Origin of the sequence: Rathayibacter sp. KR2-224, from assembly GCF_049446075.1 — a bacterium.
Lineage (GTDB): Bacteria > Actinomycetota > Actinomycetes > Actinomycetales > Microbacteriaceae > Humibacter.
In genome coordinates, this window is sequence record NZ_JBMSEB010000001.1 from 1,890,241 (window position 1) to 1,915,274 (window position 25,034).

A 25,034-nucleotide genomic window follows, 5' to 3' on the forward strand; every position below is an offset into this window, starting at 1 on the left:
CTCTTCAACGCGGGCTACCGCGGGCTCACGCGTGCTTCCGTTTGGTAGTACTCGATCGAGACGATGCCCGTTGCTTCGCTCCAGCTCGGGATGGGCGAGATCGAATCGGTCGGAGCGAGGTGAGGAAACCGTACGGCTCGCCCTGACCCGCTCTCGTCACCGTTCAGTACCCGCACCACCTGCCATGTCCCATTCACGTGGTCCAGCTCGATGGCGCTGCGGATTCCGACCCCGTGGTCCCCCCAGCAGTTCGCGCTGATCGAGCATCCGCGGGCCACCACGAAGATGCGGCCTGGTGCTTCGTGCACGATCACGGCGTACGCGGGGTAGATCGGCGTGGCGAGCCCCAACGGGTCGGCCGTCGTCACGGTGAGTTGCAGGTCGCCGAGGGTCACGGTCGCCGTCGTCTGCTCTTTCGTGAGCATGAAGCCGCGGGTTTCGGCGTTCGGTCGCTGCTTCAGGATGTGCGCGACCGCTGCCAGCAGATGGTAGCCGTCGCGTAGTTGCGCCGATTCGTCGTGGGACAGGACCGAGTCCGCACCGAACGGCGAGACCAGCATGGCGTCGTGCTCGCCGACGGCCCTGAACATGTGGGCGACGCCCTTCGCACCCCGCTGCATCTCGGGGATGAGAAGGCCGCCCGCGAGCTCGCGATAGTCGGCGGCGATGGTGTCGAAGTCGGCCGCATAGATGTCTGGGGCGCACAGATCGATGGCCGGAGCCGCGGCGCGCCAGATCGGTACGACCGACCGAACCGGGCCGCCGCTGGGATAGACGCCGGCGATCCGACCTCCGGCGAGCGCCACCGCGGGCGGTTCGTCGACCATGGACAGGTCGTAGTCGGTGGGGAGTTCGAGCCAGGCATTCACGAACATCGGAACGTCGAACGCTTCCCTTCCCTTCAGGGCGACGGCGTTCACGTACTCGGCGTAGGCCGCGGCCATGAACGCCTCCTCAACAGGCAGGGAGGCACCGAAGATCTCCGGCCAGGTGCCGGTCTCGCGCGACCCGGCATCCCGCCATGCCGTATGCACGGGCAGGCCCGGATGAGTTCGGATGACATCGAGAACGACCGCAGGAACCGGCGAGTTCCAGCTCTCCTCCGCGGCCTCGCCGACGTCGCGAGCACCGCCGAGGAGGCCGACCTCGTTCTCGACCTGGATCATCTCGACCACGTCTTCAGCAGCCACTTCGCTCAGGTGCCGCGTGAGGGCACCGAAGGCGGCAGCATCGGCGTCGCGGTTCGCCGCGGAGAACGGCGAGAGGATCTCCACCGGTCCGTTCTTTGTGCGTGCCCGCGGAAAACGCCGCGGATCGGTCTTCACGAACCCGGGCACGTAGGTCGACATCCCGTTCTTCCACGACCCGAACCACAGGGGAATGAGGCCGAGGCCGGAACTGCGCGCCGTCTCGAGCATGAAGTCGACCAGGGTGAAGTCGAACCGGCCCTCGTCGGGTTCGATCGTCTCCCAGGCGATCGGGGCGAGCACGGTCGTCGCCCCGAGTGCCCGTACTCGTTCGAAGGATCGCGCGATCTGCGTCTCTGTGCTCGAGCTCGAGTTGTGGAGCTCCGCACCCAGCAGCAATCGGCGAGTGCCGTCGACGAAGAAGCGCCCTTGCCGAATCTCTTTCACGTGGCCCGGGTGTCCCTCTTGCATGTCTCTTCTCTTTCCTCGTGGGTGGATCACGGCAGCGGATGACCGTGGTGCCGCAGGGGCCCCGCGCAGGCATCCCGCAGCACGGAGCCGACGGGCGACGCGCGCGGCAGATGTCAGGCTTCGGTCTGGCGAGCCTCAGAAGCCCTCGGCAGTCATCCGCCAGCCGTCCGGGAGCTCTGCGTCCGACTCGTACGCCCGCACGAGATGAGCGATGGCAGCCAGGAGGCCACCGTTGGAGGGCAGATACACGGGGAGGAACCCGGGACGTTGCGGGTTGTGACCGTTCTCCAGGTACTGGTTCTTCGGGCTGTCGAGCACGAGGAAGTGGAGAGACTTCTCAAGAAGCCCGAGCCGCGAAGCCGTCATCGACATGACCGGGTAGTCCCATCCCCAGGTCGACTGGAGGTTCCAGCGATCCTCCACCTCGATAAGGGTGCGATGCGCGATCGAGGCGTCGATGAGCTCGGTTGGCGGCAACCAGCCGTAGGCCATGAGCATCGAGGGGTGGTCTTCCCTGATCACGTAGGGCTCGTTGGAGATCGCGGCATAGGTGCCGTTCGGTAACACCGTCGGTCGTCTCATCCCTTCGGCGACCCGCGTCCACTCTTCGTCGTCGCTCTTGCCGCACAGCCGCCGCCATTCGTTCGCAACAGAAAGGGCCCACGACCAGTACGCCAATTCGAATGTCGGGTTGGCGGTCGTCGCGCGGTCCGGGTAGTAGCTCTCCTGCGCAGGCACCAGCGGCGGAGGGAGTTCGAACCCATTGGGGCCTTCGACGACGAAGCCGACCATGAACTCCGCCGTCGCCTGCACGAGAGGAAGGTGGCGCTGCACGAAGTCCACTCCGCGGCCTCGCGAGCGGATGAGCTCGAGAAGGTGGATGATATGCGGCTGTTGCCAGATGATGAACGCCCCGATCTCGCTCGGAGATTCGTCACCGGAGGGGTCCGTCTGCTTCGGCCATCGCGCGCCCGGGTATCCCTGGTGCCTGGCATGCTCGCGCGCCACGGGAAGCGTCGAGTGATACCACCCCAGGCTTCGTTCGAGCAGTTCGGGTCGTCCCCACAGGGCGAAATGCGCCGCGTGCCACCAGTGCATCTCGAGGTGGAACTTTCCGGACCACGAGTTCAACGTGAGTCCCGTTTCTTGCGGAGGTGTTGCGCCTGCACAGTTCACGGCGGTCAGGTATTGGGAGAGCACGACGCGTCTTTCCAGCTCGTCCGCTTCGGGTGCACTGCTACCTGCAAAGCTCACGGCTGCGCCGTTGTTCCAGAACTCGGCCCACCACGCGGTCGCCGCCGCGAACACCTCGGCGGCGGCCGGCACCGGCAGCTGCGCTCGGAAACGACGATCGACCTCGGAAAGGCGGACCACCACCTCGAGCGTCGACGACGTGGTGTGCGCGACCACGCCATCGGTGGCGACCCGCATCTCGACGCTGCCCGAGCTGGCGAGCTCGGCCGAGTACGAAGACGACCCGACGCGACGATGGGCCGTCGCCCGGCCGTGCCCGACCTCCCAACGGCTCGACGTCTCTGGCGTCGTCTCGAAGGAGGCGAGGTCATCCTTCTGCGATTCGAACCGCCACTCGACCGCGAGCCCCTGTGCCAACAGGTCCGACTCGACCCGGGTCGCGATGACGCTCTCGCTGGGATGCACGGTCGTGGTCACGTGCACGCGGGAGCCGTGCAGAACGTAGTCGGCTTCGACCGTTCCCGAGTAGAGGTCGAGGCGAAGATGCTTCTCCCGCAGTTCGTCGGGATGCCCGGGTGCGGTGAGAGCACCGCGTGCGGCGAGCGCGAGGCGGCCGAGGTGAAGCCGCCGGGGGTTGAAGTGCAACCAGGCGGCAGCCTCGAGATCCGCGGGGATGTCGTCGGTCGGGCGGTACAGGCCCATTCTGTCCAGGTACGGAACCACGCGTCGACCGTTCCGGTAGCCGGTGGTGGCGTCGCGAGGATCCATTCGTTCTCTGCCCGGTGTCTCGTACCAGCCCCAACTGGACTGGGTGCGGAGCGGGATCTGGTAGTCGTCTTTGCGGAACGGGCGGTGTGCCTGGGGCGGGAGTCCCTCGCCGGCCGCGGAAGGCGGGATCCGCGCCGGATCGGGCCGCAGCTCGTGGAAGTCGGCGAACGTCTGCAGACCCGTGCAGTCGACGGTCGCGGCGAGATCGCCGTTGCCGACCGTGAGAACGGCTGTCGGGTGGGCCCGAGTGAAGTGCGGATTGTGCCGTCTGACCAGAGAAGTTCGGTCGATCCGGTCGTGCTTCGTGACCATCGCGCGGCGTCCTATTTGATCGCGCCGGCGCTGATGCCGTCCACGATCTGGCGCTGCGCGACCAGGTAGAAGATCACGACGGGGATGATCGAGATCATCGTCGCGGCGAGAAGGATCTGCGGTTGAGGAGTCTCCGCCGACACGAAGCTTGTGAGGCCACGCTGCACGGGCATCAACGAGTTGTCGTTGAAGATCACGAGCGCCATCAGATACTCGTTCCACACGGCGAACGCCTGAATGACGGCGACGGCGGCCAGGCCCGGCCTGGCCAGCGGCAGCATGATGCTGAAGAAGGTTCGCACAGCGGATGCCCCGTCCAGGGCTGCCGCTTCTTCGAGGTCGACAGGCTGGGAGGCGAAGAAGCTCCTCATGATCAGGGTCGAGATCGGGATGCCCGACGTGATGAGAATGAGCACGTACCCCTGGCGCGTGTTCGCGAGATCGAGCGAAAGCAGCACCTTGTACTGGGCGAGGAACATCGCCGGGGCCGGAATGATCATCACTGCGAGGATCAATCCCGTGAACGCCGCCTTGCCCTTGAACGGGATGCGTGCGAGCGCGTATCCGGCAAGGCTCGACACCAGGAGGATGCCCGCCACCGCGGTGAGCGTGTAGAGGATGCTGTTGGTCAGGTAGACGCCGAGGTCTCCCTTCACCCAGGCCGTGACGTAGTTGCCCCACTGGGGCGCCAAGGGAACCAGCGTGCCGCCTTTGAGAAGCTGCGGCAGTGACTGCAGCGAGCCGGACAGCATCCAGACGACGGGAAAGAGTGCGCTGATGGCCGCAGCAGTGAGCAGCGCGTAGATGGCGACTCGTACCGGGGTGAGCCGCCGCCCGCGACGCACGCGTGCAGGGTCGGACGCCTCAGTGGCGACGTGCATGGGGGCATCAGTCGTGGTCGTCATGGTGGTCACCGGGGAGCTCATGCGTTCGCGCGCCGTCTGGACAGTGCGAGTTGCAGGACGGAAAGAAGAATCAGGGCGCCGCCGAAGATCACCGACATGGCGGCCGCGAGGCCGTAGTTGTTGTAGGTGAAGGCCTGCGTGAAGATCTGGAGGGTCGGGACCATGGTCGAGTAGCCGGGCCCGCCGTTGGTCAGCACCTGCACCGTGCCGAAGATCTGCAGTGCGGCCAGCAACGTCAGCAGACTGACGATCGTCGTCACCGGCGCCAGCTGCGGCCACGTGATGTAGCGGAACTTGGCCCATCCTCGAGCGCCGTCCAGTTCCGCCGCCTCGTAGAGATAGCGGGGAATGTCTTGGAGCCCGGCGAGGAAGAGGATGAATCCGAAGCCCCAGTGGAGCCAGAGGAACACACCGATCACGGCCAGCAATGCGACCTTGGGGTCGTTGAGCCAGTCGTGCTCGAGCCATCCGAGTCCGACCGCACCCAGGATGCGGTTGATGATGCCGGACTGCGGGTCGAGCATCGCGGAGAACACCATGCCGACCACGACCACGGAGAGCACCCCTGGCAGGTAGTAGACCGTGCGGAAGAACGCGCGTCCTTTTCGGATGCTGTTGACGGCGATGGCCATGGCCATGGACACGCCGTTGCCGATGAAGAAGCCGACGGCCCCGAAGATCACCACGTTCCTCATCGACGCCCAGAACGGAGTGTTCTGGAACGCCGCATGGAAGTTGGCCAGCCCCACCCATGGCGTATCGGGGCTCACGCCGTCCCAGGATTGGAAGCTCAGCAGGATCGCCTCGACGAACGGCACGAGGGTGAAGAGCGCGATCAAGACGAGCGCCGGGAGCAGGAACAGGTATCCCGTGATGCTGCGACGGCGGGTGAGCCGCCGTCCGTGCGGCGCCCCTGCGAGGGAGCGCCGCACGGCCAGAGGAGCCGAAGACGACGTCACTGGCTGCCGCCCTGTGCCGTTTGCACGTCGGCGACGACCTGGTCGACCGTCATCGTTCCCAGTACGAGCTGCTGCGAGTCCCGAGTGATCGCGTCAGCCACGGGAGCGCTGAACGTGTTCGGGATGACCTGCAGCGACTTGATCGAGGAGGCGAAACCCTGCAGCGGGGCCGGCAGCTTGCCGCTGGCGAGCAGCGTCGGGTTCGTCGGAATGATGTACGCCTGGTCTACGAACGCCTTCTGCTGCGCTTCGTCCGTCAGCCATTTCACGAAGTCGAGGGCGGCCTGCACGTGCTTGCCGCGCGGGTTCACGGCAGCGCCCTTGCCAGGCACGCCCGGAGCGCGAGGCGTGTACTTGCCGTCGGATGCCTTGGGGACCGGCAACGAGATGTACGACGTGTAGTCGGGAGACGTCGCGTGAGCGACCGATACGCCCGGGGTTCCGTCGAAGTACGCCGCGACGCTGTGCTTCGTGAAGAAGTTCGTCTCGACCGTCGGATTGTCGTTCTGGCCGCCCGGGAGGGCGTTGTTCTGGATGGCACCGGCCTCACGCAGGTCGGCGAGGAACTGGAAGGTCTTCTTCCAGCCTGAAGACGTCCAGCTGTACTTGCCCGCGAACGTGTCGGAGATCTGCTGGTCGGTGAGATAGTTCGAGGCGACGTACTGCAGCAGGTAGGGGCTGACGGATGCCGCGACCGAGAATCCTCCCTTGCCCGCCTTGTTGCTGGCGGCAAGCTTGCCGATCAGGGCGGTGGTCGTCTTCGGAAGGTTGTCGGCGCTGATGCCGCTGGCCGTCGGGTCGGCGAGGATGCCGTAGGACTGGGTCTCCCAGTGGGCGCTGTAGATGCCTGGCTTGATGCCCAGGTTGTTGCCCTTCACGAACGTGGCCATCTTGATCACCGATGGCGTGAAGTTCTTGCTCCAGTCGCCTTTCAGCTCCTTGGTCAGGTCCATGGCCCAGCCCGCCTTGTAGAAGGGCGCCATGGACGTCGCGTTGAGAGCCGAGAACACGTCGGGCATCTGCTTTGATTGCGCAAGTGCCTGCAGCTTCGGCAGGTAATCGGCGGGGCCGGGCGAGTCGACCGTGACCGTGACGCCCGTCTCCTTCTTGTACTGCTTCACCAGGTATTCGAGGGCGGCTTGCTGGCCGCGTGACTGGTTCAAGAACGTGAGGGTCACGCCCTTCTCACTCGTACTGGTCTGCTTGGCGGGCTGCCCGCTTGCGCTGCATCCGCTGAGCAGGAGCGCCGCGCTCGCCAATGCAGCACCCGCGATCACAGCCATCCGGCGGCGAACCCTGAATTGATTCACTTTCCTTGATTGCATTGTCCTCATCCTTGAAAGACATCGGGAGACGCGAGGTCCCCAGCTCTGGCGCGCAATGACGGATGTCCGCGCCCGGGATACTCAGGTGAACGAACACTGAGTGGGTATTAGTGTTCGCATCGTGGACGCTATCCTGACTCGCAAGTCGTGTCAATACAGAGTGGCCAATAGCTTTAGGCCGATGTTGCGCTAAAGTGGCGGCCATGACGAAGGTGACCGACGGTCCGCCGGTGAAGGCGGCCGGGGCGCGCGGCAGCTATGCCAAGACGCGGGCACGACGCCGTGCCATCGCAGAAGCCACGCTCAATCTCGTGCTCGAGAAGGGTCACAAGGCCGTGCTCACGTCGGAGGTGGCGAAGCGCGCGGGGTTGAGCGAACCTGGGGTTCTATATCACTTCCCGAGCAAAGACGACTTGCTGCTGGCCGCACTACGTCTATCTGACGAGTACGAATGGGGATCGCTCCCCGACGGTGAATCCGTTCGCCAGGCCCCGTATCGAGCCGCGGTCAGTCTTCAACGCACCAATATCGTGCGTTTGCACACGGCGATGTTCGGCGAGTCGAGCAATCCGGGGCATCCTGCTCACGAGTACTTCAAGGAGCGCTGGCGGCACGGCGATGAGCTGATGGTGGAGAGCATCCGCCGGCTGCAGTCCGAGGGCATCGTCGACCCCGACCTGGACCCGCTGCGAGCTTCTCGATGGATCCACGCGGCCTGGGAAGGCTTGCAGCTGCAGTGGCTCGCTTCGCCTGACTTCGACATCGCCAGGGAGCTGAGGGCGCTCATCGAGACGATCCTCGGCGACCGGTTCCGCGACACGCAGGCCTGAGCGGGCGCCAGTGCCGATGGCTCCCGCCGCGCTATTCGGCCGGCCATCCTCAGCGACCATCCTGTCTGCCGACGGGGGCAAGGTCCACGCGCGGCACGCTCGCGCCGTCAATTTGTGCCGCATCCCCTGTCGGATTCCGGCCGAAAGTGACGGCGAGGGGGTAGTGCTGTTCCGGGCCGATCAGCGGGGAGTCGCCGCGAGTAAACGCCGCGGCAGTCGGCCCATACGTCGCCTAGATCCAGAGGCCGTGGAAGAAGTCCGTGCGCTCCTCGGATGCCTCGCTTGCGAGCTCGACGCGGACGACGGGACCGGCGTCCCCCGACCTGAGCCGCTCGGGAATTTCGACGATCAGGGCTGAATCATCGAGAGTCCAGTCCAACTGTCCCGTGTGCCCGAGAACCCGCACGTCGACGATCGGCGCATCCAGGAGCCGGCTGGATGCGCCGAAGCTCGCGATGCGAATGCGGCCGTCTTCTGGCTGCGTCAACGCGATCGCGTAGACGTACCGGTGCCCCACCTCGGTCATCGTGGTGAAGCGCAAGTCCGCGCTCGTGTACGCGGCAGACGTGGCATCCGCGAACGAACCGGGCGTGGGCTGCGTCGGTCCCTCGCCGAACACGACCCATGGCGAGGTGCCGTAGATGGCCTCGCCGTTGACCGTGAGCCATCCGCCGATCCGCTCGAGAAGCTCGACCTCTTCTTCGGCGATGGTCCCGTCGGGTCGCGGCCCGATATTCAGCAGGAGGTTTCCGTTCTTCGAGACCACGTCTGCCAGCTCGGCGATGAGGTCCCCCGCGCTCTTGTAGTCGTGACCTTCGACCCAGCTCCATGACGTGCGCGAGACCGATGTGTCGTTCTGCCACACGTCGGGAAGGATGCCTCGCATCGTTCCGCGTTCGATGTCGAGCACCGCGGATCCCGGCGCGAAGGCATCCCACTTGTAGTTGATGACGACCTCTCGGCCCCATTCGGCAGCGCGGTTGAAGTAGTACGCCGCCAGTCGCCGCAGGTACGGCTCGAACGACGGCTCCTCGATGCCCGTGTCGAAGTAGAGGATCTGAGGTCGGTATGCGTCGATGATCTCTACCGAACGCAGCAACCAGTCTTCGAGGAAGCGCTCGGTGGGGTTCATCTCCTTGCGCAGCGCGGGGCCGTACAGATCGGAGTAAGCGGGGTCGCGAACATCCGAGTCGAACGTCACGCCGCCGTTCATGAAGAACCAGTGCTCGGCTCGGTGCGAGGATGCCCCGCGAATGAGCCACGCTTCGTCGACCGCAGCGAGGAGCTCGCCGAAGACGTCCCGCTTCGGACCGACCACGGAGGTGCTCCACCTCGACCGGGCCGTTCGATACATCGCGTAGCCGTCGTGATGCTCGGCGACGGGGACGACGTATTGCGCCCCGGCCCGCTTGAACAGCGCGGCCCACTCGGCCGGGTCGAAGCGTTCCATGCGGAAATGCGGGATGAAGTCCTTGTACCCGAAGTCCTTCTGCGCACCGTACCTGGCGACATGGTGCTCGAAAACCGGGCTCCCCTGCCGATACATGTTGCGCGGGTACCACTCGTTGTCGAACGCCGGAACCGAGTACGCGCCCCAGTGCAGGAAGATGCCGAACTTGGCATCGGAGTACCAGCGCGGCGGGCGATACTGCTGGAGAGACTCCCAGGTCGCTTCGTAGGGACCGGCGTCGATGACCGCTTCCACCGCGGCGAGGCCGGACGTGTTGTCGGAGATATCGACCGGTTCGGGCAGCGTGGCCGGGTCGAGGGGCTCAAGTGGCATTGGCGGCTGTTCCTTGTGTCGTGTTCGGTGTTCGGTGTTCAGTGCGTCGATGTCGGATGTCTCGGTGCGCGGTGGCGGCACGCGGCGCGCCTTTCGGGGGTCGGAGGCGCCGTACCGTCAGTCGTCCAGCCGCGCCACGGAGCCTCCCGGCACCAGTCGAGGATCGATGAGCCGGGTGATCCGCGGCTCGCCCGGGTCGTGCTTCTCCGACAGCCGCTTACGCATGATGGCTGCAGCCTCCTTCGCGATCGTGCGCGTGGGCTGCTCGATGATGGTGAGGCGCGGCATGGTCACCTGCGCCAACTCGAGGCTGTCGAATCCAAGCAGCGAGACATCGCGTCCCATGCGCAGACCCGATTCGTTCACTGCGATGACGGCCCCCATCGTCAGCTCGTAGTTGGTCGCGAACAGGGCGGTGGGCCGGTCTCGCCTACCGAGCAGCACGGCAGTTGCGGTGCGGCCGTGGTCGACGGTGAGCGGACCGGATGTCTGCAGCGAGGCATCCAGGTCGACCCCGGCGTGCAGCAGCTCGGCGGCATACCCAGCGGCACGCAGGCGCATGGTCGAGACCGTCTCGTCTCCCCCGACGACGCCGATGCGGCGGTGCCCGTGATCGAGCAGGTGCATGGCGGCGAGCGCACCCGCGCGTTCGTTGTCGAGGAGCACCCGGTCGACGTCGAGGTCGGACGCGTCCCAGTCGACGATGACGACGGGGATGCGTTCCGCCGCCTCCTGCAAGGGCGCGACGTCGTGCGCAGACGGAATCGCGATGATGCCATCGACCATGCGGTCCATCAGCAACTCGACCGCCTGCTCGGCCGGCGTCGGACTGGACGAGACGATGACCGTCATGCCGTCTTGCCTCAGTGATTCCTCCGCGCCGGCGATGATCGTGAGGTGGAAGTCGTTGTTCAGCACCGGCAGCAGCACACCGATGGTGCGCGAGCGCTGCAGGCGTAGGCCGCGGGCGAACGGATTCGGCCGGTAGTTCAGGTCGGCAGCGGCCGCCTCGATCGCAGCACGATTCGCATCGAGAACGGTACGCCCGTTGTAGTACTTCGAAATCGTGGCCAGGGAGAGGCCGGTCTTGCGCTGGATGTCCTTGTAGCTGACCATTTCGGCCTTACCCTCCCGCTCCGATCGTTCGTCTTGTGCGCCCGCCGCCGGTCAGCGGAGGCCCACGGTGAGGATGAGATTGGCGAAGAGGCGCTCGTCGCCCGTGGCGATGACCAGTCCGACGTCGGCCGAACGGGCCAGCTCGTAGAACGCCCACCTGTCAACGCGTTCGAACGGCACTCCCTCGCCCAGCAGCGACCGGTACTCGTCGTGTGCGTCGACGGGCGAACCGTCATCCGGCCCCATGATCGTGGCAGCCTCGAAATTCACCGCGGTCATGAGCGGCTGCAGCACCTGCCCGACACCGAGAAGGCCGGGAGCGACGTTCAGGTGGATGAGGCGCGCCGACTCGTTCTTGACGGTGAGGTACGGGTAATTGCCGTCGGCGATGAGCACCTTCGACCCGTGCCCCGCTGTGCCGATGGCATCCATCAGCGGCGGATGGATCAATCCGTATTTGAGCACGTCGGCCCTTCCTTCGATGACGGAGAAGTTCTCGAGAGAGTGCTGGTCACCGAACCCGGTGGTTCTCGTAACCGGACCAGCCGGGGATGCTGCCGTCGACATCCCAGAGATCCAGCCAGGAGCCGGCGCCGGGCCACAGGAAGACCTGTCCCTTGATCAGACGGTTGTTGCGCTCAACCGACCGCATCTCCTCGATCTCGTCGGGCGTCAGCGGATCGTCGACGATGGCTGCGAGGTTGGCCGCGTACTGAGCCTCTTTCACGGAGAACGGGATGGGGATCTGCCCGCGTGACACCGCCCACTTGAGGCAGATAAGAGCAGGGTGCACGCCGTGGTCCCGCGCGATGCGCACCACAACCGGGTGCTCGATGTCGACGATGTCGTCGGGTGTGCGGTCGCGCTCGGGGCGCGACGGCGAGCCCAGCGGCGAGTATCCGACGGGCTGGATGCGGTGGTCCAGGCAGAACCTGAAGAGCTCTGGCTGCTGGAAGGTGGGATGCAGCTCCATCTCGTTGAGCGACGGCGCGACTCGGGCATCGCGCAGGATGAGCTCGAGCTTGGGGATCGTGACGTTCGATGTGCCGAGGTGGCGCACCTTGCCCGACTCCTGCAAGCCCTCGAGCGCACGCCAGGTGGCCATGAATTCGTCGTGCACGTACGGCCGGGCCTGCGGGTCTCGCGCATCGGGATCGGCGAACGGAGCGTGGGAGTTGGGGAAGGGCCAATGCACGAAGACGGCATCGAGGTAGTCGAGGCCGAGATCGTCGAGCGACTTCTCCACGGATTGGACCGTGGCGTCGGGCTCGTGCGCGTCGTTCCACACCTTCGACATCACGAAGATCTCTTCGCGCTCGAGACCCTCGGCCCTGGCCTCCGCCAGCGCGCGGCCCACCTCTGGCTCGTTGCCGTACACCGAGGCGCAGTCGAGTAACCGGTAGCCCGCCTTCAGAGCGCCGCGCACAGCCTGCGAGACGGCATCCGCGCCATAGCGGTCCGACCCGAACGTCCCCATGCCGATGGCCGGAATCGCAGCGCCGGTGCGAAGGATGCGCCGCGGAACCGTGGCGGGATCAATGGCGACGGGATCGGGATTCGTGGCGGGCTGGGACATGGCGCCTCTCGAGTGTGCTTCAGAACGAAACGTTTCGCCTTGAGCTTAGGAGAGGTTGTCGCCGCGCGTCAACGTCCGGGTTCCCTTCTCCAAGACGGTGAGATCGGGGATCGATGTCTCTGCCGTAACGTTTCACCCGAGCTCGAGCAGGACGGGTCCAGCCGGCGGGGACCGGCGCCTTCCTATACTTCGAGCATGAACGAGGATGCCGCTCCGAGGGTCCTGGTGGTCGAGGACGACCGCCGGCTGGCATCCATGCTTGCCGAGCTTCTACAGACGGAGGGATACGAGGTGGTGCTCGCGCACGACGGTCAGCGGGCACTGCACGAGGGCCTCACGCGTGAGTTCGATGTCATGGTGTTCGACCGGGGTTTGCCTGTGATGGAGGGCCTGGATGTCTTGGGCAAGCTTCGATCCAGCGGCGTCGTCACACCCGCGCTGGTGCTGTCGGCGTTGGGCAATCCGGCCGACCGGGTCGAGGGCCTGAACCGAGGCGCGGAGGACTACCTGGCCAAGCCGTTCGATGTCGACGAGCTTCTCGCACGACTGCGCGTGCTGCGTCGACGGCTCCTCTCGACCGCTCCTGTTCTGCGTGTGCCAGGCGGCAGCCTTGATCTCGAGCGTCGCGAGGTCACGACGGACTCCGGCGGCACCGTGACCCTGTCGGAACGCGAGGCCGACCTGCTCGCACTGCTGGCCAGGCATCCTCGTCAGATCTTCACCCGCGACGACCTCATGGCGAGGGTGTTCGCCGACGCCGACGACAGCGGCGTCGTCGACACGTATGTTCACTACGTGCGGAAGAAGCTCGGGCGCGGCTGCATCGTGACCGTGCGTGGCATCGGATACGGCATCGGTCGCACGTCATGAGCACGACCGAGGCCATCGAGCTGCGACGTGCGGCCAGACGCCTGGCTGTCAGCTTCGCGGCGCTCATGGTGTGTCTCATCTTGATCGTGGGCGCCGTGGTGTTCGGCGTCGTCATCGCCGGTCAGAACGAGTCCATCGCTCAGTCGCTGGTCAATGCGGAGCATCTGGATTCGCCGAGGGATGCCGCGCCGGGCACGTACATCGCCATCGTCGAAGGCGGGCACACCCTGGTCTCCCAAGATGCGCCGAAAGGCTTCCCGGACGAATCGATGCTGGCGCAGGTGAGCCGGGATGGACGAGCGGCGGAGGCGACGAAGACGTTCGATGGACGGGACTTCGCGGTGCGAACGGACAGCGACAGCGGGCGCGTCGTTCAAGTGGCGGTGGGCCGCCGCGAAGGCCAGGAGGAGCTGCAGAGACTCGCGATGGCGTTCGCGGCGGCCGCATTGGTGGCCATCATCGCCGCGGGCTTCGGCGCCGCCTGGATGTCTCGACGTGCGATGCGCCCGATGGCTCAGGCTCTGGTGCTCCAACGAAGGTTCGTCACCGACGCGTCGCACGAGCTACGTACACCTCTCACTCTTTTGAGCACGCGCGCGCAGCTGCTTCGCCGACGCGTGCCAACCGACGACCACGGCGGTCTCGCCGAGGGCGTGGATGAACTCGTGCAGGATGCGAAGTCGCTCACCGAGATTCTGGAGGACCTCCTCATCGCGGCAGATCCGCGAGCGGCCGCCGAACGCACAGAGGTGGATCTCGTGGCGATCGCCGACGAGGGGGTCGGCACCATGAGCGCCGAAGCGGAAAGCCGCGGAATCTCGATCGTGCGCACGGGTGCCCGAGCGCCTGTCGTCGTCACCGGCGCTCGCAAGGCGCTCTCTCGTCTCGTCGTCGCGATCCTTGCCAACGCCCTCGATCACGCGCGCTCCGACATCGTCGTGGATGTCGGCATCCACGGCACGCAGGCGGTCATCCGGGTCGGAGACGACGGGCCGGGATTTCCGGCAGAGCTCAAGGAGCGAGCCTTCGATCGCTTCGCCAGTTCCAGAAACGGGTCAGACCCGGGTTCGGAGGGCGGCTCAGGGGCGGGCCAGGAGGGCGCATCCCGGCACTACGGTCTCGGGCTCGCCCTGGTTGCCGAAGTCGTCGCCAGACACGGCGGCGCGGTTTCCATCGACAGCTCCTCGCTCGGCGGCGCCGAAGTCGTCGTGCGGCTTCCGCTCTCTGAGTCGCAGCGCGACTGACCGCTCGTCCCCAACAGCCATCGGCCGGGCTCCCGGATGCACAGGCAATGCATCGACTCCTCGCCGCGTCCTTACAGCCCGGCTAAGAAAGTTGGAAGATCATCCGGCGAGAGTTGAATCAACGCACCTCGAAAGGAGCCACGATGAACACCAGGATCCGCGGAGCCCGCCTCGCCCGCACGCTGACCGCGGTACTCGGTGTCGGCAGCTCAGCTTTCGCCCTCGTCGCCGGTCTTGCCCTGTGGCACGCGACGCCGGTGCACAACAAGACCACCTCCAGCACCTCCCAGAGCACTGGGTCGGGCTCGTCGCAAACCAAAGACGATTCGAAGTCCGGAGACGATTCGTCGACAAGCTCGCCGACGCCCGACGACTCATCCTCCAGCACGCCCGCGCCGTCTCCGACCACATCCAGTCCGTCCACGGACTCCGGGTCGACGTCGAGCACCTCGCCCGTGGCGCCCAGCCAGTCGTCGAATTCGTCGCAGGCCACTTCTTCCGGTTCCTGAGCAGCTGACGAAGCGTGGACAGCGGTCGTGGCGCGGAAGGCAGGCAGCACATGACGATTCACGCGAAGACCGGAGCTCCTGCTCGCCGCGACTGGAAAGTCTGGGGGCTCGACGCATCCGTCGTGGTCGACGACTCCGAGCAGCTCGACGCCGCTGAGCACGCTGTGCGGGAGGTTCTGGATGCCGTCGACCTGGCGTGCAGCAGGTTCCGTTCCGACTCAGAGCTTTCGTTGCTGCGGGGACGCCTTGCTCACGGTGCGACGGTGTCTCCCATGCTGGCCGCGCTGGTGACGGCCGCACTCCAGGCGGCCGAGCTCAGCGGCGGCGACGTCGACCCCACACTCGGCAACGACCTCGAGGCGCTCGGATACGATCGCGACATCGCACAGCTCCAGACGTTCGGCACGTCGTCTGCCACGGTGCGGGTGCTACGCCGCCCGGAACCCGGCTGGAGGCGAGTCGCGTTGCACGACGGCCTGTTGACGGTTCCCGACGACCTCACACTCGATCTGGGAGCGAGCGCGAAGGCCGTGGCAGCCGATCTCTCGGCGCAGCGCATCGAAGCGAGCCTTGGCACTGCCGTGCTCGTGAGCCTCGGCGGCGATCTCGCCACGGCTGGTCGCCCCCGCGACGACGCCTGGGAGGTCCTGGTGCGCGACACAGCCGACGATCCCGGCCAACAGGTGCGCCTGGCCGGCGGCTGGGCGATGGCGACGTCGAGCACCCAGAAGCGCAGGTGGATGGCCGACGGGCATCATGTGCACCACATTCTCGACCCGAGATCGGGGCTGCCGGCCGCCCCCGTGTGGCGCACCGCGACCGTCGTCGCGCCGACCTGCCTGCGGGCCAACGCGCTCAGCACCGCAGCCATCGTCCGCGGTACCCAGGCTGTCGGATGGCTGGCCGCGCAGGGTGCGCCGGCCCGCCTCGTCGACGAGGCCGGCCGCATCCATGTCACCGAAGCATGGCCATCCGACATTGGGCGGGGTGATGACGTTGTTCGATAACGCCATGTGGGCTTTCGGCCGGATCAGCGGGATCGTGGCGCTTGCGCTGTTCACCGTCACCCTGATCCTCGGCATCGTCACGCGGTCCGGTAGGCCGCTGATCGGCATGCCGCGCTTCTCGGTGACGCTCGTGCACCGCAATGTGGCGCTGCTGGCATCCGCGTTCCTGGTGCTGCACGTTGGAACGCTCATGTTCGACAGCTATGCGCACCTGAACCTCGCCGATGTCGTCGTACCGTTCCTCGGGTCGTTCAAGCCGTTCTGGCAGGGCCTGGGAACCGTGGCCGTGGATCTCCTGATCGCCATCGTCATCACGGCGCTGTTGCGGAGGGCGGTGGGGGTGCGCGTGTTCCGGTTCGTGCACTGGTTCACCTATGCGATGTGGCCGATCGCGGTTGCTCATGCCATCGGCAACGGCACGAACGGAACGGACAAGTGGTTCCTGCTCGGCACAGTCGCGGCCTGCCTCTGCGTGGGAGCGGCGGTGATCTGGCGACTCACGGATCGCTTCAGTGAGACGGCAAAGGCACGAAGAGAAACGGGCGCGCTATGAGTGCCACGACCGCACCACGCTTGTTCGCCGCAGGTGCGCGCGCGAGCTACCAGACCCATCTGCAGACGTTCGGGTCATTGGACACCGGCAGCATCCAGTCCTCACTGTTGGGCGAGTTGGAACGATCAGGGCTCACCGGGAGGGGCGGTGCCGGCTTCGCCACATGGCGCAAGCTCCAGGCGACCGAGGAGGCACGCACCAGTCGGGTCATCGCGAATCGGCCCGTGGTCATCGCCAACGGGGCCGAGGGCGAACCGCTCAGTCTCAAAGACAAGTCACTGCTCGAGAACGCACCTCACCTGGTCATCGACGGTCTGCTCGCCGCAGCCGCAGCGGTGCATGCCACCAAGGCATACGTGTACGCGACGTCCCAGAGCCTCGAAGCGCTGGGTCTGGCGATAAGCGAGCGGCGGGATGCTGAGCGCATCTCTCTCGCCGAGGCGCCCGACACGTTCATCTCCGGTGAGGCGAGCGCGGTTGTGAACAGCATCGAAACGGGCATCGCGGTACCGCAGGACAGGGTGAAGCGACTGAGCGAAGCAGGTCTGAAGCGCCGACCGACACTCGTGCACAACGTAGAGACACTTGCGCACATAGCCCTCGTTGCCAGGTATGGAGCTGCGTGGTTTCGCGGCACCGGCTCTCAGAGGGACCCCGGAACCAGGCTCGTGACGGTCACGGGGAAGGCGCCGGGAGACCGGGTCATGGAAGTGCCTGGGGATGCCATGCTGGCCGACGTGCTCCGTGCCGCGGGCGTCGATCTCATGGGCGTGCGAGCCGTGCTCGTCGGCGGCTTCCACGGCGCGTGGGTGGAGCGTGACGAGCTCGACGCGCCCCTGTCGGCCGATGGTCTTGCACCGCTGGGTGCGAGCCCTGGCGCCGGCATTCTCTCGGTGCTCGGCCGCGACGAGTGCGGTCTGCGGACCACAGCGCGCATCCTCGACTATCTCGCACAGGAGTCCGCACGGCAGTGCGGGCCCTGCATGTTCGGTCTGCCCGAATTGGCCAGACTGTTCGAGGAACTCGCGACCGGTTCCCGTGAGAAGGCCCTGCCCGCGAGGCTGCGCGCCCTTGCGGCAGACGTGAGCGGACGGGGGTCGTGTCATCATCCTGATGGCACGACTCGCATGGCCGCCAGCGCGCTGTCCGCATTCCGCGATGACGTGCACGCGCACCTCCAAGGCCATTGCCTCAGCTCGAAGCGACGATAGGAGCAGTCGTGAGAGACATCGACGACTACGCGCGTCTGCACATCGACTGGACTCGTTGCGACGGCCGCGGCCTCTGCGCTGAACTCCTTCCCGAACTGCTCGACAGGGACGAATGGGGCTATCCGCTGCCGCTGCAAGCCGGTGATCGTTCCAACGTCGTGGTGCCACCGCACCTCATCGAGGCCGCCGAAAGCGCTGTGCGGGTCTGCCCTCTGCTCGCGCTCAAGCTGCTGGATGCGCCTGGCCGCTGAACGGCAGACGTCGCGCCGCTCACCTTCGCCGCAAGCTCGCTGCTTCAATCGCACGCTGACGGGGGCCTTTCGGCCCTATTGCCGCTCACGCGCAGTTGCGACGATCGGAAGTGAGCATCGGAGGAGCCATGAGCCGCTCGATTCGCCTTTCGTTGACACTTCTTGCCACCGCCATCGGTTTGACGGCGATGGCCGGCGGATTCGCGCTCGTGCTCGGCACCGTCGACACGTCGAACGCCGGCGGGATAGCCCCGGACTATGCGTTTCTCGAAGGCAGCCCGTTCACTTCGTACCTCGTACCGGGACTCTTGCTCGCAATTGTGATCGGTGGCCTGCACCTGCTCGCCGCATTCATGTTGGGACGCGGGTCGCGGTTCGGCCCGCTCGCTGCGGCGGTAGCCGCCTTCGGGCTTCTGATCTGGATCTTCGTGCAAATGGTGTTCATCCCGTTCGGCCCGCTGCAGGCGATCTATTTCGTGGCCGGGCTCGGCGAACTCGGGTTCGTCCTGCTCATCCTGGGCCTGCTGCACCGTCCGGTGTTGAGCCGGTCATGACCGCCACATTGCGCTTCCTGGGCGCGACCGACACCGTTACCGGCTCGCGTTACCTACTGGAAAGCGAAGGCCGTCGCATCCTGGTCGACTGCGGACTGTTCCAGGGATACAAGAAGCTGCGCGAACGCAACTGGGAGCCACTCCCGGTCGATCCGGCGAGCATCGAGGCCGTCGTCATAACGCACGCACACCTCGACCACACCGGATATCTGCCGATACTGGTTCGCGACGGATTCACCGGCCGCATCCATGCCACGAGCGGCACGGCAGAGCTCAGCGAACTGGTATTGCGCGACAGCGGGCGCCTACTCGAGGAGCAGGCCGACTACGCCAACCGGCACCACACCTCCCGCCACGCACCGCCGAAGCCGCTGTATACGGAGCGGGACGCCATCGCAGCTCTTGAGCGGTTTGATCCCCATCCGTTCGATGAGGAGTTCCAACTGGGCGAGATGAGCGGGACGCTCTTGCCGGCTGGACACATCCTCGGCGCGGCACAGGTTGCTGTGACGTTACAGGGGTCCCGCGTTCATTTCACGGGTGACCTCGGCCGGGTGGACGACCCGCTCATGCGTCCGCCCCGCCCTCTCGAGCCGACAGACGTTCTTGTCTGCGAGTCCACCTACGGAAATCGGGCACATCCAGCCGTGGATGCCGAAGGGCTCCTCGCGGAGATCGTCACGCAAACATGCCGCAAAGGTGGCGTCGTCATCCTGCCAGCGTTCGCGATAGGCCGCGCCGAATCCCTGCTCCTGCACCTGAGCAGATTGCGCACAGCAGGGAGAATTCCAGACGTGCCGATCTTCCTCAACAGCCCCATGGCGGTCGACGGATCGGAGATCTACGCCAGGTATCCGCAAGAGCATCGCCTCTCGAAACAGGAGTTCGACGCGATGTACCACCTGGCAACACTCGTGCATTCGGTCGATGAGTCGAAGGCGCTCAACACTCGAGGCGGGCCGGCGGTCATCATCTCGGCGAGCGGGATGCTGGAGGGCGGGCGCGTGCTTCACCACATCGCCGCGTACGGCTCAGATCGGAACAACGCGATCGTGCTCACCGGGTTCCAGGCCGGCGGCACTAGGGGCGCCGCGCTCCAGCGCGGAGAACGCTCGTTGCGCATCTACGGACGCGACATCCCGATTCGGGCGCAGGTTCACTCGTTGGAGATGCTTTCGGCGCACGCCGATGCTGGCCAGATCGTGGATTGGTTGGGTGCGGCGTCATCTTCGCCCGAGGTCATCTACCTGACTCATGGCGAGCCGGATGCTTCGGACGCCCTGAGACAACGCATCCAGCGCACACTCGGCTTGGCTGCAAGGGTGCCCGAGTTCGGCGAGACGGTCGCCCTCGGGCGGGTACACGAACACGCGGGTTACGCGTCGTAAGAAGAGCTGGAAATCGGCGGGACAGCGGTGGAGATCTTAGTCAGCCACCCAGCTCACGCCAGTCGGCGATTGCGTCGCCCTCTGCCCGAAGAATGCGGCTCCCCCGAACGACGATCGCTTACCCACGGTGCAGCAACTGCAGGCGGAGCACCCTCACCCGCGTAAGCGCCCATGCTGGCGACCCACCGCAGTTGCGCCGACCGGTGCCGCTCGTCCTCGAGAGCGTGCAGTACCGAGTGCGTTGACGGTGGCGCGATTCGGGGGAGCACATACACAACGCTATGCGGGCCGTCTGCAGTCCCTAGGGCCGTTAGTCCTACCGCTCAGGCGAAGGCTCGCTCGCCAACGCTCAGCCGCTCACCTCAGCGGCGCTAGGTCGAACTGACCCTGTCGAGGAACCGCCGATGAAAGCGGTAGTCCTCCGTGACTTCCGGATGAAACGCCGTCGCGAGGAGGTTGCCCTGCTCGACCGCGACGATACGCCCGTCGGGTAGTGCGGCGAGCGGCGTGACGTCCGTGCCGACAGACTCGATCGAAGGGGCACGGATGAACACAGCACGCACTGCCGGCGACCCGAGGGCGGGTATGTCCAAGTCCGTCTCGAAGGAGTCGTTCTGCGACCCGAACGCGTTTCGTCGCACGGTGGCGTCGAAGCCGCCGAACGTCTGTTGGCCAGGCATCCCGTCGATGAGCCGATCCGCAAGCAGCACGAGACCGGCGCAGGTTCCGTAAACCGGCATTCCCGAGTCGATGCGCTCCCGGATGGGCCCGGCCAGGCCGAACGCCCGGCTGAGCTTGTCGATCACCGTGGACTCGCCACCGGGAATCACAAGCCCGGCGACAGCATCCAGTTCCTGCGGCCGACGCACAGGAACAGCGGAGGCACCGAGTTGCTCCAGAACCCGCAGATGCTCGCGGAAATCACCCTGGAGCGCGAGGACCCCAACCTGCAAGCCTGTGCTACCAACCACGTTGCGCAAGCCGGTGCGGCGCAGGCACGTCGGCAACGTTGATGCCCACCATCGCTTCGCCAAGGCCACGCGACGCCTCGGCGATCTGCTCGGCATCGTCGAAGAACGTCGTTGCCTTCACAATCGCCGCAGCCCGCTTGGCCGGCTCTCCAGCCTTGAAGATGCCCGATCCCACGAACACACCGTCGGCGCCGAGCTGCATCATCAGGGCGGCGTCGGCGGGCGTCGCGACGCCCCCGGCGGTGAACAACACCACGGGAAGTTTGCCCGTCGCTGCGACTTCGGCGACGAGTTCGTACGGCGCCTGCAGCTCTTTGGCTGCAACGTAGAGCTCGTCCTTCGTCTTGCTTCGCAGCGCGTTGATCTCGCCCGTGATCGTACGGATGTGTTTCGTGGCTTCGGAGACGTCACCAGTGCCCGCTTCGCCTTTCGAGCGGATCATCGCCGCGCCCTCGACGATGCGGCGCAGCGCTTCGCCGAGATTGGTCGCACCACACACGAACGGCACCGTGAACCGCCACTTGTCGATGTGGTTCACATAGTCGGCAGGCGAGAGGACCTCGGACTCGTCGATGTAGTCGACGCCCAGCGTCTGCAGCACCTGAGCCTCGACGAAGTGCCCGATGCGGGCCTTCGCCATCACGGGGATGGACACCGCCTCAATGATCGCGTCGATCAGATCGGGATCGCTCATGCGTGCAACGCCGCCCTGGGCACGGATGTCTGCGGGTACGCGTTCGAGCGCCATGACCGCAACTGCCCCTGCATCTTCTGCGATCTTCGCCTGGTCCGCCGTGACGACGTCCATGATGACGCCGCCCTTCAGCATTTCGGCGAGCCCTCGTTTGACGCGGGTGGTACCTACTTCTGGGGCTTCGATCGTCTCGTTCACCGTGCCATCCTACGGAACTCTCGATGTGTGGATCATTGGGGCCGGGCGGCGACGCTCCCCTGCTGCGGCGCGATCAGTACCAGGGCCGGATAGGTCACGATAGCGACGGCCACATGCATGACACCGAGGGTGAACACGCCAAGCGGAGCCTGCCCGAGGTGCCATATCCAGATGTCGGGCAGTAAAGAGACCACGGTCACGATGACCGCGAGCCAGAAGAACAGGCGAGCCGCCCGGGACGCGAACAACGTGACGACCGGCCACGCCATGCACGCGATGAGAACGCCGACGATTGCGAGTTTGGCGTAGTCCGCGAAGGCGAAATGACCGTAGCCGACCGTCGAGGGAAAGAGCGCCTCCGCGGCGGCGACCAAGAGCGCACATGCAGCCAGGGATCCGGCCACCGCTACGACTGTCGCCACACCGAACCGCCACAGTCTCGGCTGCCTCGACCCCAACGGGAAGTCGATGCCGATCATGCTCAATACCTGCGGCACACGCGTGCTCTGCCCTTTCGCCGAGGACATCTGGTCTCCGCTTTCTCACCGCAGGCGCGGCATCCGGCTTGACAGTACGTGAGCCGTCTCAGCACTTTCTTAGCCGAGGCGCCCGCAGACCGAGTGCCGAGCTCGGGGACGCCGTCGCTCATGCCTGTGGCGCGGGATGGCCAGACTGTGCCGCCGGTCGTTGCCTCTCGGCTGCAGGCGCGTCGCAGAGGTGCACGATCAGCACGATCAGTCCGGCGATCGGAAGCAGCAGCCAGAAGAGTTCTGCCCAACTGCGGCCGGCGTCACGCAGCCTGCGGACGGACACGGCCAGGGTGGGTACGAGCACGGCGATCGACCAGACGCCGGCCAAGCTCGATCCAGTTTGCACGACGCCCCAGGGCGTCACTGCGTTCATCGAACTGAGTGCGGCGCTCACCAGGGTGCTGAACAGAATGAACCACCAGAATTCCGGCCGGCTGGCGCGTCCGGTGAAATCGGCGTACTTACGGAACACCGTTGCGATTGCTTGACCCATGTTCATGAGATGTCTCCACTTCAGGTTCTCCTGAACCCGAGCATCGGCCCCGACCCCACTGCCGGACAGTGCCGAAAGTCCCGGGAGACAGGAAGGCGAGATCCGGACACGACCGTGCACTCGCCGCTGGAAACCGATGATCGGTGCGCGAGGAGCACCGATCCCACGGGACCAAGGGCCCTTCGGTCCGAACCGCGACGCGCTTTGCTGTTCGTGAGGAGTTGACGATGGCACTGATGCGCGCGTGGCGGACCACCGGCTCGGCGGAGGGCCTTGAGCTGGCCGAGATACCAGTGCCTGAACCCGCAAGCGACGAGGTTCTCATTCGGGTTCTCGTCTGCGGCATCTGCAGGACCGACCTCCACGTGGTGGACCATGAGATCCCGGTGCACCTTCCGATCGTTGTACCGGGTCATCAGGTGGTTGGACGCGTCGTGGCAGTCGGAGCGGCGGTCAAGGCGATCTGGTCGGGGGACACCGTGGGTGTGGCGTGGCTGCGCCGCACATGCGGGCAATGCGCGTTCTGCAGAAGCGGCTCGGAGAACCTTTGCCCGCATTCCGAGTACACCGGGTGGGATGCCGACGGCGGCTTTGCAGAGTACCTGGTCGCGCCCGCCGCGTACGTGTACCGCCTCGCTCCAGACACCGACGCACTGACAACGGCCCCGCTGCTCTGCGCGGGAATTATCGGATATCGTGCCCTCTGCCGCGCCCGGCTGCCTGCAGGGGGCATCCTCGGCATCTACGGCTTCGGTTCGAGTGCCCACATCACGGCTCAACTCGCCATGGCAGGCGGAGCACGCGTCTTCGCCATGACGCGAGGCGAACAGAACAGGGAACTGGCCAGACAACTGGGCGTCGACTTCGTCGCGGATGAAACGGCGCGGCCGCCTGAACCGCTCGACGCTGCGATCGTGTTTGCACCCGCAGGCGAACTTGTTCCCGTCGCCCTGCAAGCGACCGGCAGCGGCGGAGCGGTTGTGCTCGCGGGTATCGAGATGAGCGACATACCGAGCATGTCGTACGCCGACGCACTATTCCGGGAACGGGACTTGCGCACGGTGACGGCGAACACCAGGGCGGATGGTGAGCGCTTCCTCTCCCTCGCCCACAACCTGAAGCTTCAGCCCCGTGTCACCACCGTCGTATTCGAGAGGCTGGCGGATGCTCTCTCAGCCCTGCGCGACGGAACCGCCAAGGGTTCCATGGTGCTGACAATCACCGAACCAGACAGGCAAGGAGACATCTCATGACGAGCAGGACAGTGGTCTGCTGGAACGACTCAGCGCCGGCGGACGCGGCGGCGGAGTGGGCGTTGCGGCGTGCAGGATCCGGCGGTCGTCGAGTGGAATTGTTCGACGTCGTCGATGCCGCAGACTTCATCGACGAGCCACTTCGCTTGGAGCGGGCACGCGACCTGGCAAGAGAGCGATTGGAAGAACGGCGATGCGACCTGGCGGACGCCTACCCGAACGCCCGGTTGGAGAGCCATTTGCTCGTCGGGGATCCGCTCTCTTTACTCGCAGAGAAGACGCGGCCTGGCACTTTGGTCGTCGTCGGCACCGCTCAGCGTGTGACTCCGCACTTCACGTACGGGTGGTCGCTTGGGGCGCGGCTCGCGTCGGCGGCCTCTGGGCCCGTTGCGATCGTGCCCTTGGAGGAACCCGAGGTCGCACAGGGCCGCTCCGGAGTCATGGTCGGGATCGACGAATCGGACATCAGCGAACTCGCCCTCCGCTACGCCGCCGGCGAGGCGGCCAGTCTCGGCGCGCGGCTCAAGGTGGTTCACTGCTGGCAGGAGCCGCTGGCGGAAGACCCGCTCGTTGTGCCGAGCGAGGCGTTCGTCGCCTACCACGAAACGGTGCATCAGGAACTCCTCGACCATCACGTTCGACTCGTCAAACAGGAACATCCCGAGTTGCACATCGTCCCTGTCCTCCTTCGCAAGCATCCGGTTACGGGACTCAGGTCGGAGTCTGACAACGAGTTCATGGTCGTTGTCGGAAGCAGGCGTCTGACCGGCTGGAAACGCGCATGGCTCGGTTCCGTCTCGCACGGCCTGGTGCTCACACTGCGGGCGCCGACGGTGGTCGTCGGTGACGAGACGGAGACGGATGCCTGAGCCGCGCCACCGT

25 protein-coding genes are annotated in these 25,034 nt (G+C 65.8%); 11 read left to right on the forward strand and 14 right to left on the reverse strand.

Features of this window, described 5'->3' with window-relative positions; genetic code table 11:
• Positions 1 to 14: 14 nt before the first annotated feature.
• From ACO2Q7_RS08580 to ACO2Q7_RS08600, 5 genes are all read right to left on the reverse strand, one after another.
• A complete protein-coding gene (locus ACO2Q7_RS08580) occupies positions 15 to 1,658 on the reverse strand; it encodes a DUF5597 domain-containing protein (RefSeq protein WP_423355186.1) in 1,644 nt (547 codons plus the stop codon).
• A gap of 135 nt (positions 1,659 to 1,793) precedes the next feature.
• Positions 1,794 to 3,932 carry a hypothetical protein gene (locus ACO2Q7_RS08585; RefSeq protein WP_423355187.1) on the reverse strand — a complete coding sequence of 713 codons (2,139 nt, stop codon included), beginning with the start codon at positions 3,930 to 3,932 and terminating at the stop codon, positions 1,794 to 1,796.
• A gap of 11 nt (positions 3,933 to 3,943) precedes the next feature.
• On the reverse strand, positions 3,944 to 4,837 hold the full coding sequence (locus ACO2Q7_RS08590; RefSeq protein ID WP_423355188.1) for a carbohydrate ABC transporter permease: 894 nt from the start codon (positions 4,835 to 4,837) through the stop codon (positions 3,944 to 3,946).
• A 17-nt stretch (positions 4,838 to 4,854) separates the two neighbouring features.
• Entirely contained in the window at positions 4,855 to 5,796 is a 942-nt protein-coding gene (locus tag ACO2Q7_RS08595; protein WP_423355189.1) for a carbohydrate ABC transporter permease, read from the reverse strand.
• The gene (locus ACO2Q7_RS08600; protein ID WP_423355190.1) at positions 5,793 to 7,079 is read right to left on the reverse strand and encodes an ABC transporter substrate-binding protein; all 1,287 of its coding nucleotides are present in this window, start codon (positions 7,077 to 7,079) and stop codon (positions 5,793 to 5,795) included. The genes ACO2Q7_RS08595 and ACO2Q7_RS08600 overlap by 4 nt, the downstream gene beginning before the upstream one ends.
• Positions 7,080 to 7,324: 245 nt before the next feature.
• Here ACO2Q7_RS08600 and ACO2Q7_RS08605 point away from each other — a divergent pair, with 245 nt between their 5' ends.
• Positions 7,325 to 7,951 (forward strand): TetR/AcrR family transcriptional regulator, encoded by a 627-nt coding sequence (locus ACO2Q7_RS08605; RefSeq protein ID WP_423355191.1) that lies wholly within the window; start codon positions 7,325 to 7,327, stop codon positions 7,949 to 7,951.
• 232 nt (positions 7,952 to 8,183) lie between these two features.
• On the opposite strand, the gene ACO2Q7_RS08610 is transcribed toward ACO2Q7_RS08605, so the two are convergent.
• From ACO2Q7_RS08610 to ACO2Q7_RS08625, 4 genes are all read right to left on the reverse strand, one after another.
• A complete protein-coding gene (locus ACO2Q7_RS08610; protein ID WP_423355192.1) occupies positions 8,184 to 9,734 on the reverse strand; it encodes an alpha-L-fucosidase in 1,551 nt (516 codons plus the stop codon).
• Positions 9,735 to 9,851: 117 nt separating this feature from the next.
• Entirely contained in the window at positions 9,852 to 10,850 is a 999-nt protein-coding gene (locus ACO2Q7_RS08615) for a LacI family DNA-binding transcriptional regulator (RefSeq protein WP_423355193.1), read from the reverse strand.
• A gap of 51 nt (positions 10,851 to 10,901) precedes the next feature.
• Entirely contained in the window at positions 10,902 to 11,315 is a 414-nt protein-coding gene (locus ACO2Q7_RS08620; protein WP_423355194.1) for an RbsD/FucU family protein, read from the reverse strand.
• Positions 11,316 to 11,361: 46 nt separating this feature from the next.
• Complete coding sequence (locus ACO2Q7_RS08625) at positions 11,362 to 12,426, reverse strand: aldo/keto reductase (protein WP_423355195.1); 1,065 nt, start codon at positions 12,424 to 12,426, stop codon at positions 11,362 to 11,364.
• A gap of 195 nt (positions 12,427 to 12,621) precedes the next feature.
• On the opposite strand from ACO2Q7_RS08625, the gene ACO2Q7_RS08630 reads away from it, so the two are divergent.
• Together ACO2Q7_RS08630 and ACO2Q7_RS08635 are read left to right on the forward strand one after the other, a co-directional pair.
• Positions 12,622 to 13,296: a response regulator transcription factor gene (locus tag ACO2Q7_RS08630; RefSeq protein ID WP_423355196.1), complete on the forward strand. Its 675-nt coding sequence runs from the start codon at positions 12,622 to 12,624 to the stop codon at positions 13,294 to 13,296.
• Positions 13,293 to 14,540 (forward strand): sensor histidine kinase, encoded by a 1,248-nt coding sequence (locus ACO2Q7_RS08635; RefSeq protein ID WP_423355197.1) that lies wholly within the window; start codon positions 13,293 to 13,295, stop codon positions 14,538 to 14,540. The genes ACO2Q7_RS08630 and ACO2Q7_RS08635 overlap by 4 nt, the downstream gene beginning before the upstream one ends.
• A 118-nt stretch (positions 14,541 to 14,658) precedes the next feature.
• On the opposite strand, the gene ACO2Q7_RS08640 is transcribed toward ACO2Q7_RS08635, so the two are convergent.
• Entirely contained in the window at positions 14,659 to 15,033 is a 375-nt protein-coding gene (locus ACO2Q7_RS08640; RefSeq protein ID WP_423355198.1) for a hypothetical protein, read from the reverse strand.
• A 66-nt stretch (positions 15,034 to 15,099) separates the two neighbouring features.
• Between ACO2Q7_RS08640 and ACO2Q7_RS08645 the strand changes: the two genes are divergently transcribed.
• From ACO2Q7_RS08645 to ACO2Q7_RS08670, 6 genes are all read left to right on the forward strand, one after another.
• Entirely contained in the window at positions 15,100 to 16,056 is a 957-nt protein-coding gene (locus ACO2Q7_RS08645; RefSeq protein WP_423355199.1) for an FAD:protein FMN transferase, read from the forward strand.
• Positions 16,040 to 16,609, forward strand: a complete 570-nt coding sequence (locus ACO2Q7_RS08650; RefSeq protein WP_423355200.1) for a ferric reductase-like transmembrane domain-containing protein — start codon at positions 16,040 to 16,042, stop codon at positions 16,607 to 16,609. Before ACO2Q7_RS08645 ends, ACO2Q7_RS08650 begins: the two co-directional genes overlap by 17 nt.
• Positions 16,606 to 17,820, forward strand: coding sequence for an NADH-ubiquinone oxidoreductase-F iron-sulfur binding region domain-containing protein (locus ACO2Q7_RS08655; RefSeq protein WP_423355201.1), 1,215 nt, complete (start codon positions 16,606 to 16,608; stop codon positions 17,818 to 17,820). The genes ACO2Q7_RS08650 and ACO2Q7_RS08655 overlap by 4 nt, the downstream gene beginning before the upstream one ends.
• An 8-nt stretch (positions 17,821 to 17,828) precedes the next feature.
• The gene (locus tag ACO2Q7_RS08660) at positions 17,829 to 18,071 is read left to right on the forward strand and encodes a ferredoxin (protein ID WP_423355202.1); all 243 of its coding nucleotides are present in this window, start codon (positions 17,829 to 17,831) and stop codon (positions 18,069 to 18,071) included.
• A gap of 128 nt (positions 18,072 to 18,199) precedes the next feature.
• Positions 18,200 to 18,625 (forward strand): hypothetical protein, encoded by a 426-nt coding sequence (locus ACO2Q7_RS08665; protein ID WP_423355203.1) that lies wholly within the window; start codon positions 18,200 to 18,202, stop codon positions 18,623 to 18,625.
• Positions 18,622 to 20,013, forward strand: coding sequence for an MBL fold metallo-hydrolase (locus ACO2Q7_RS08670; RefSeq protein ID WP_423355204.1), 1,392 nt, complete (start codon positions 18,622 to 18,624; stop codon positions 20,011 to 20,013). Before ACO2Q7_RS08665 ends, ACO2Q7_RS08670 begins: the two co-directional genes overlap by 4 nt.
• A gap of 371 nt (positions 20,014 to 20,384) precedes the next feature.
• Here the strand turns inward: ACO2Q7_RS08670 and pdxT are convergent, their stop codons facing one another.
• The 4 genes from pdxT to ACO2Q7_RS08690 all read right to left on the reverse strand — a co-directional run bounded on the left by pdxT (position 20,385) and on the right by ACO2Q7_RS08690 (position 22,905).
• Positions 20,385 to 20,984: a pyridoxal 5'-phosphate synthase glutaminase subunit PdxT gene (gene pdxT, locus ACO2Q7_RS08675; protein ID WP_423355205.1), complete on the reverse strand. Its 600-nt coding sequence runs from the start codon at positions 20,982 to 20,984 to the stop codon at positions 20,385 to 20,387.
• Positions 20,974 to 21,876 (reverse strand): pyridoxal 5'-phosphate synthase lyase subunit PdxS, encoded by a 903-nt coding sequence (gene pdxS, locus ACO2Q7_RS08680; RefSeq protein ID WP_423355206.1) that lies wholly within the window; start codon positions 21,874 to 21,876, stop codon positions 20,974 to 20,976. Before pdxS ends, pdxT begins: the two co-directional genes overlap by 11 nt.
• A gap of 32 nt (positions 21,877 to 21,908) precedes the next feature.
• The gene (locus tag ACO2Q7_RS08685; RefSeq protein WP_423355207.1) at positions 21,909 to 22,403 is read right to left on the reverse strand and encodes a DUF6069 family protein; all 495 of its coding nucleotides are present in this window, start codon (positions 22,401 to 22,403) and stop codon (positions 21,909 to 21,911) included.
• A 118-nt stretch (positions 22,404 to 22,521) separates the two neighbouring features.
• Entirely contained in the window at positions 22,522 to 22,905 is a 384-nt protein-coding gene (locus ACO2Q7_RS08690) for a DUF805 domain-containing protein (RefSeq protein ID WP_423355208.1), read from the reverse strand.
• 221 nt (positions 22,906 to 23,126) lie between these two features.
• Here ACO2Q7_RS08690 and ACO2Q7_RS08695 point away from each other — a divergent pair, with 221 nt between their 5' ends.
• Positions 23,127 to 24,152 (forward strand): zinc-binding alcohol dehydrogenase family protein, encoded by a 1,026-nt coding sequence (locus ACO2Q7_RS08695; RefSeq protein WP_423355209.1) that lies wholly within the window; start codon positions 23,127 to 23,129, stop codon positions 24,150 to 24,152.
• Positions 24,149 to 25,021, forward strand: a complete 873-nt coding sequence (locus tag ACO2Q7_RS08700) for a universal stress protein (RefSeq protein ID WP_423355210.1) — start codon at positions 24,149 to 24,151, stop codon at positions 25,019 to 25,021. The genes ACO2Q7_RS08695 and ACO2Q7_RS08700 overlap by 4 nt, the downstream gene beginning before the upstream one ends.
• Positions 25,022 to 25,034 lie beyond the last annotated feature (13 nt).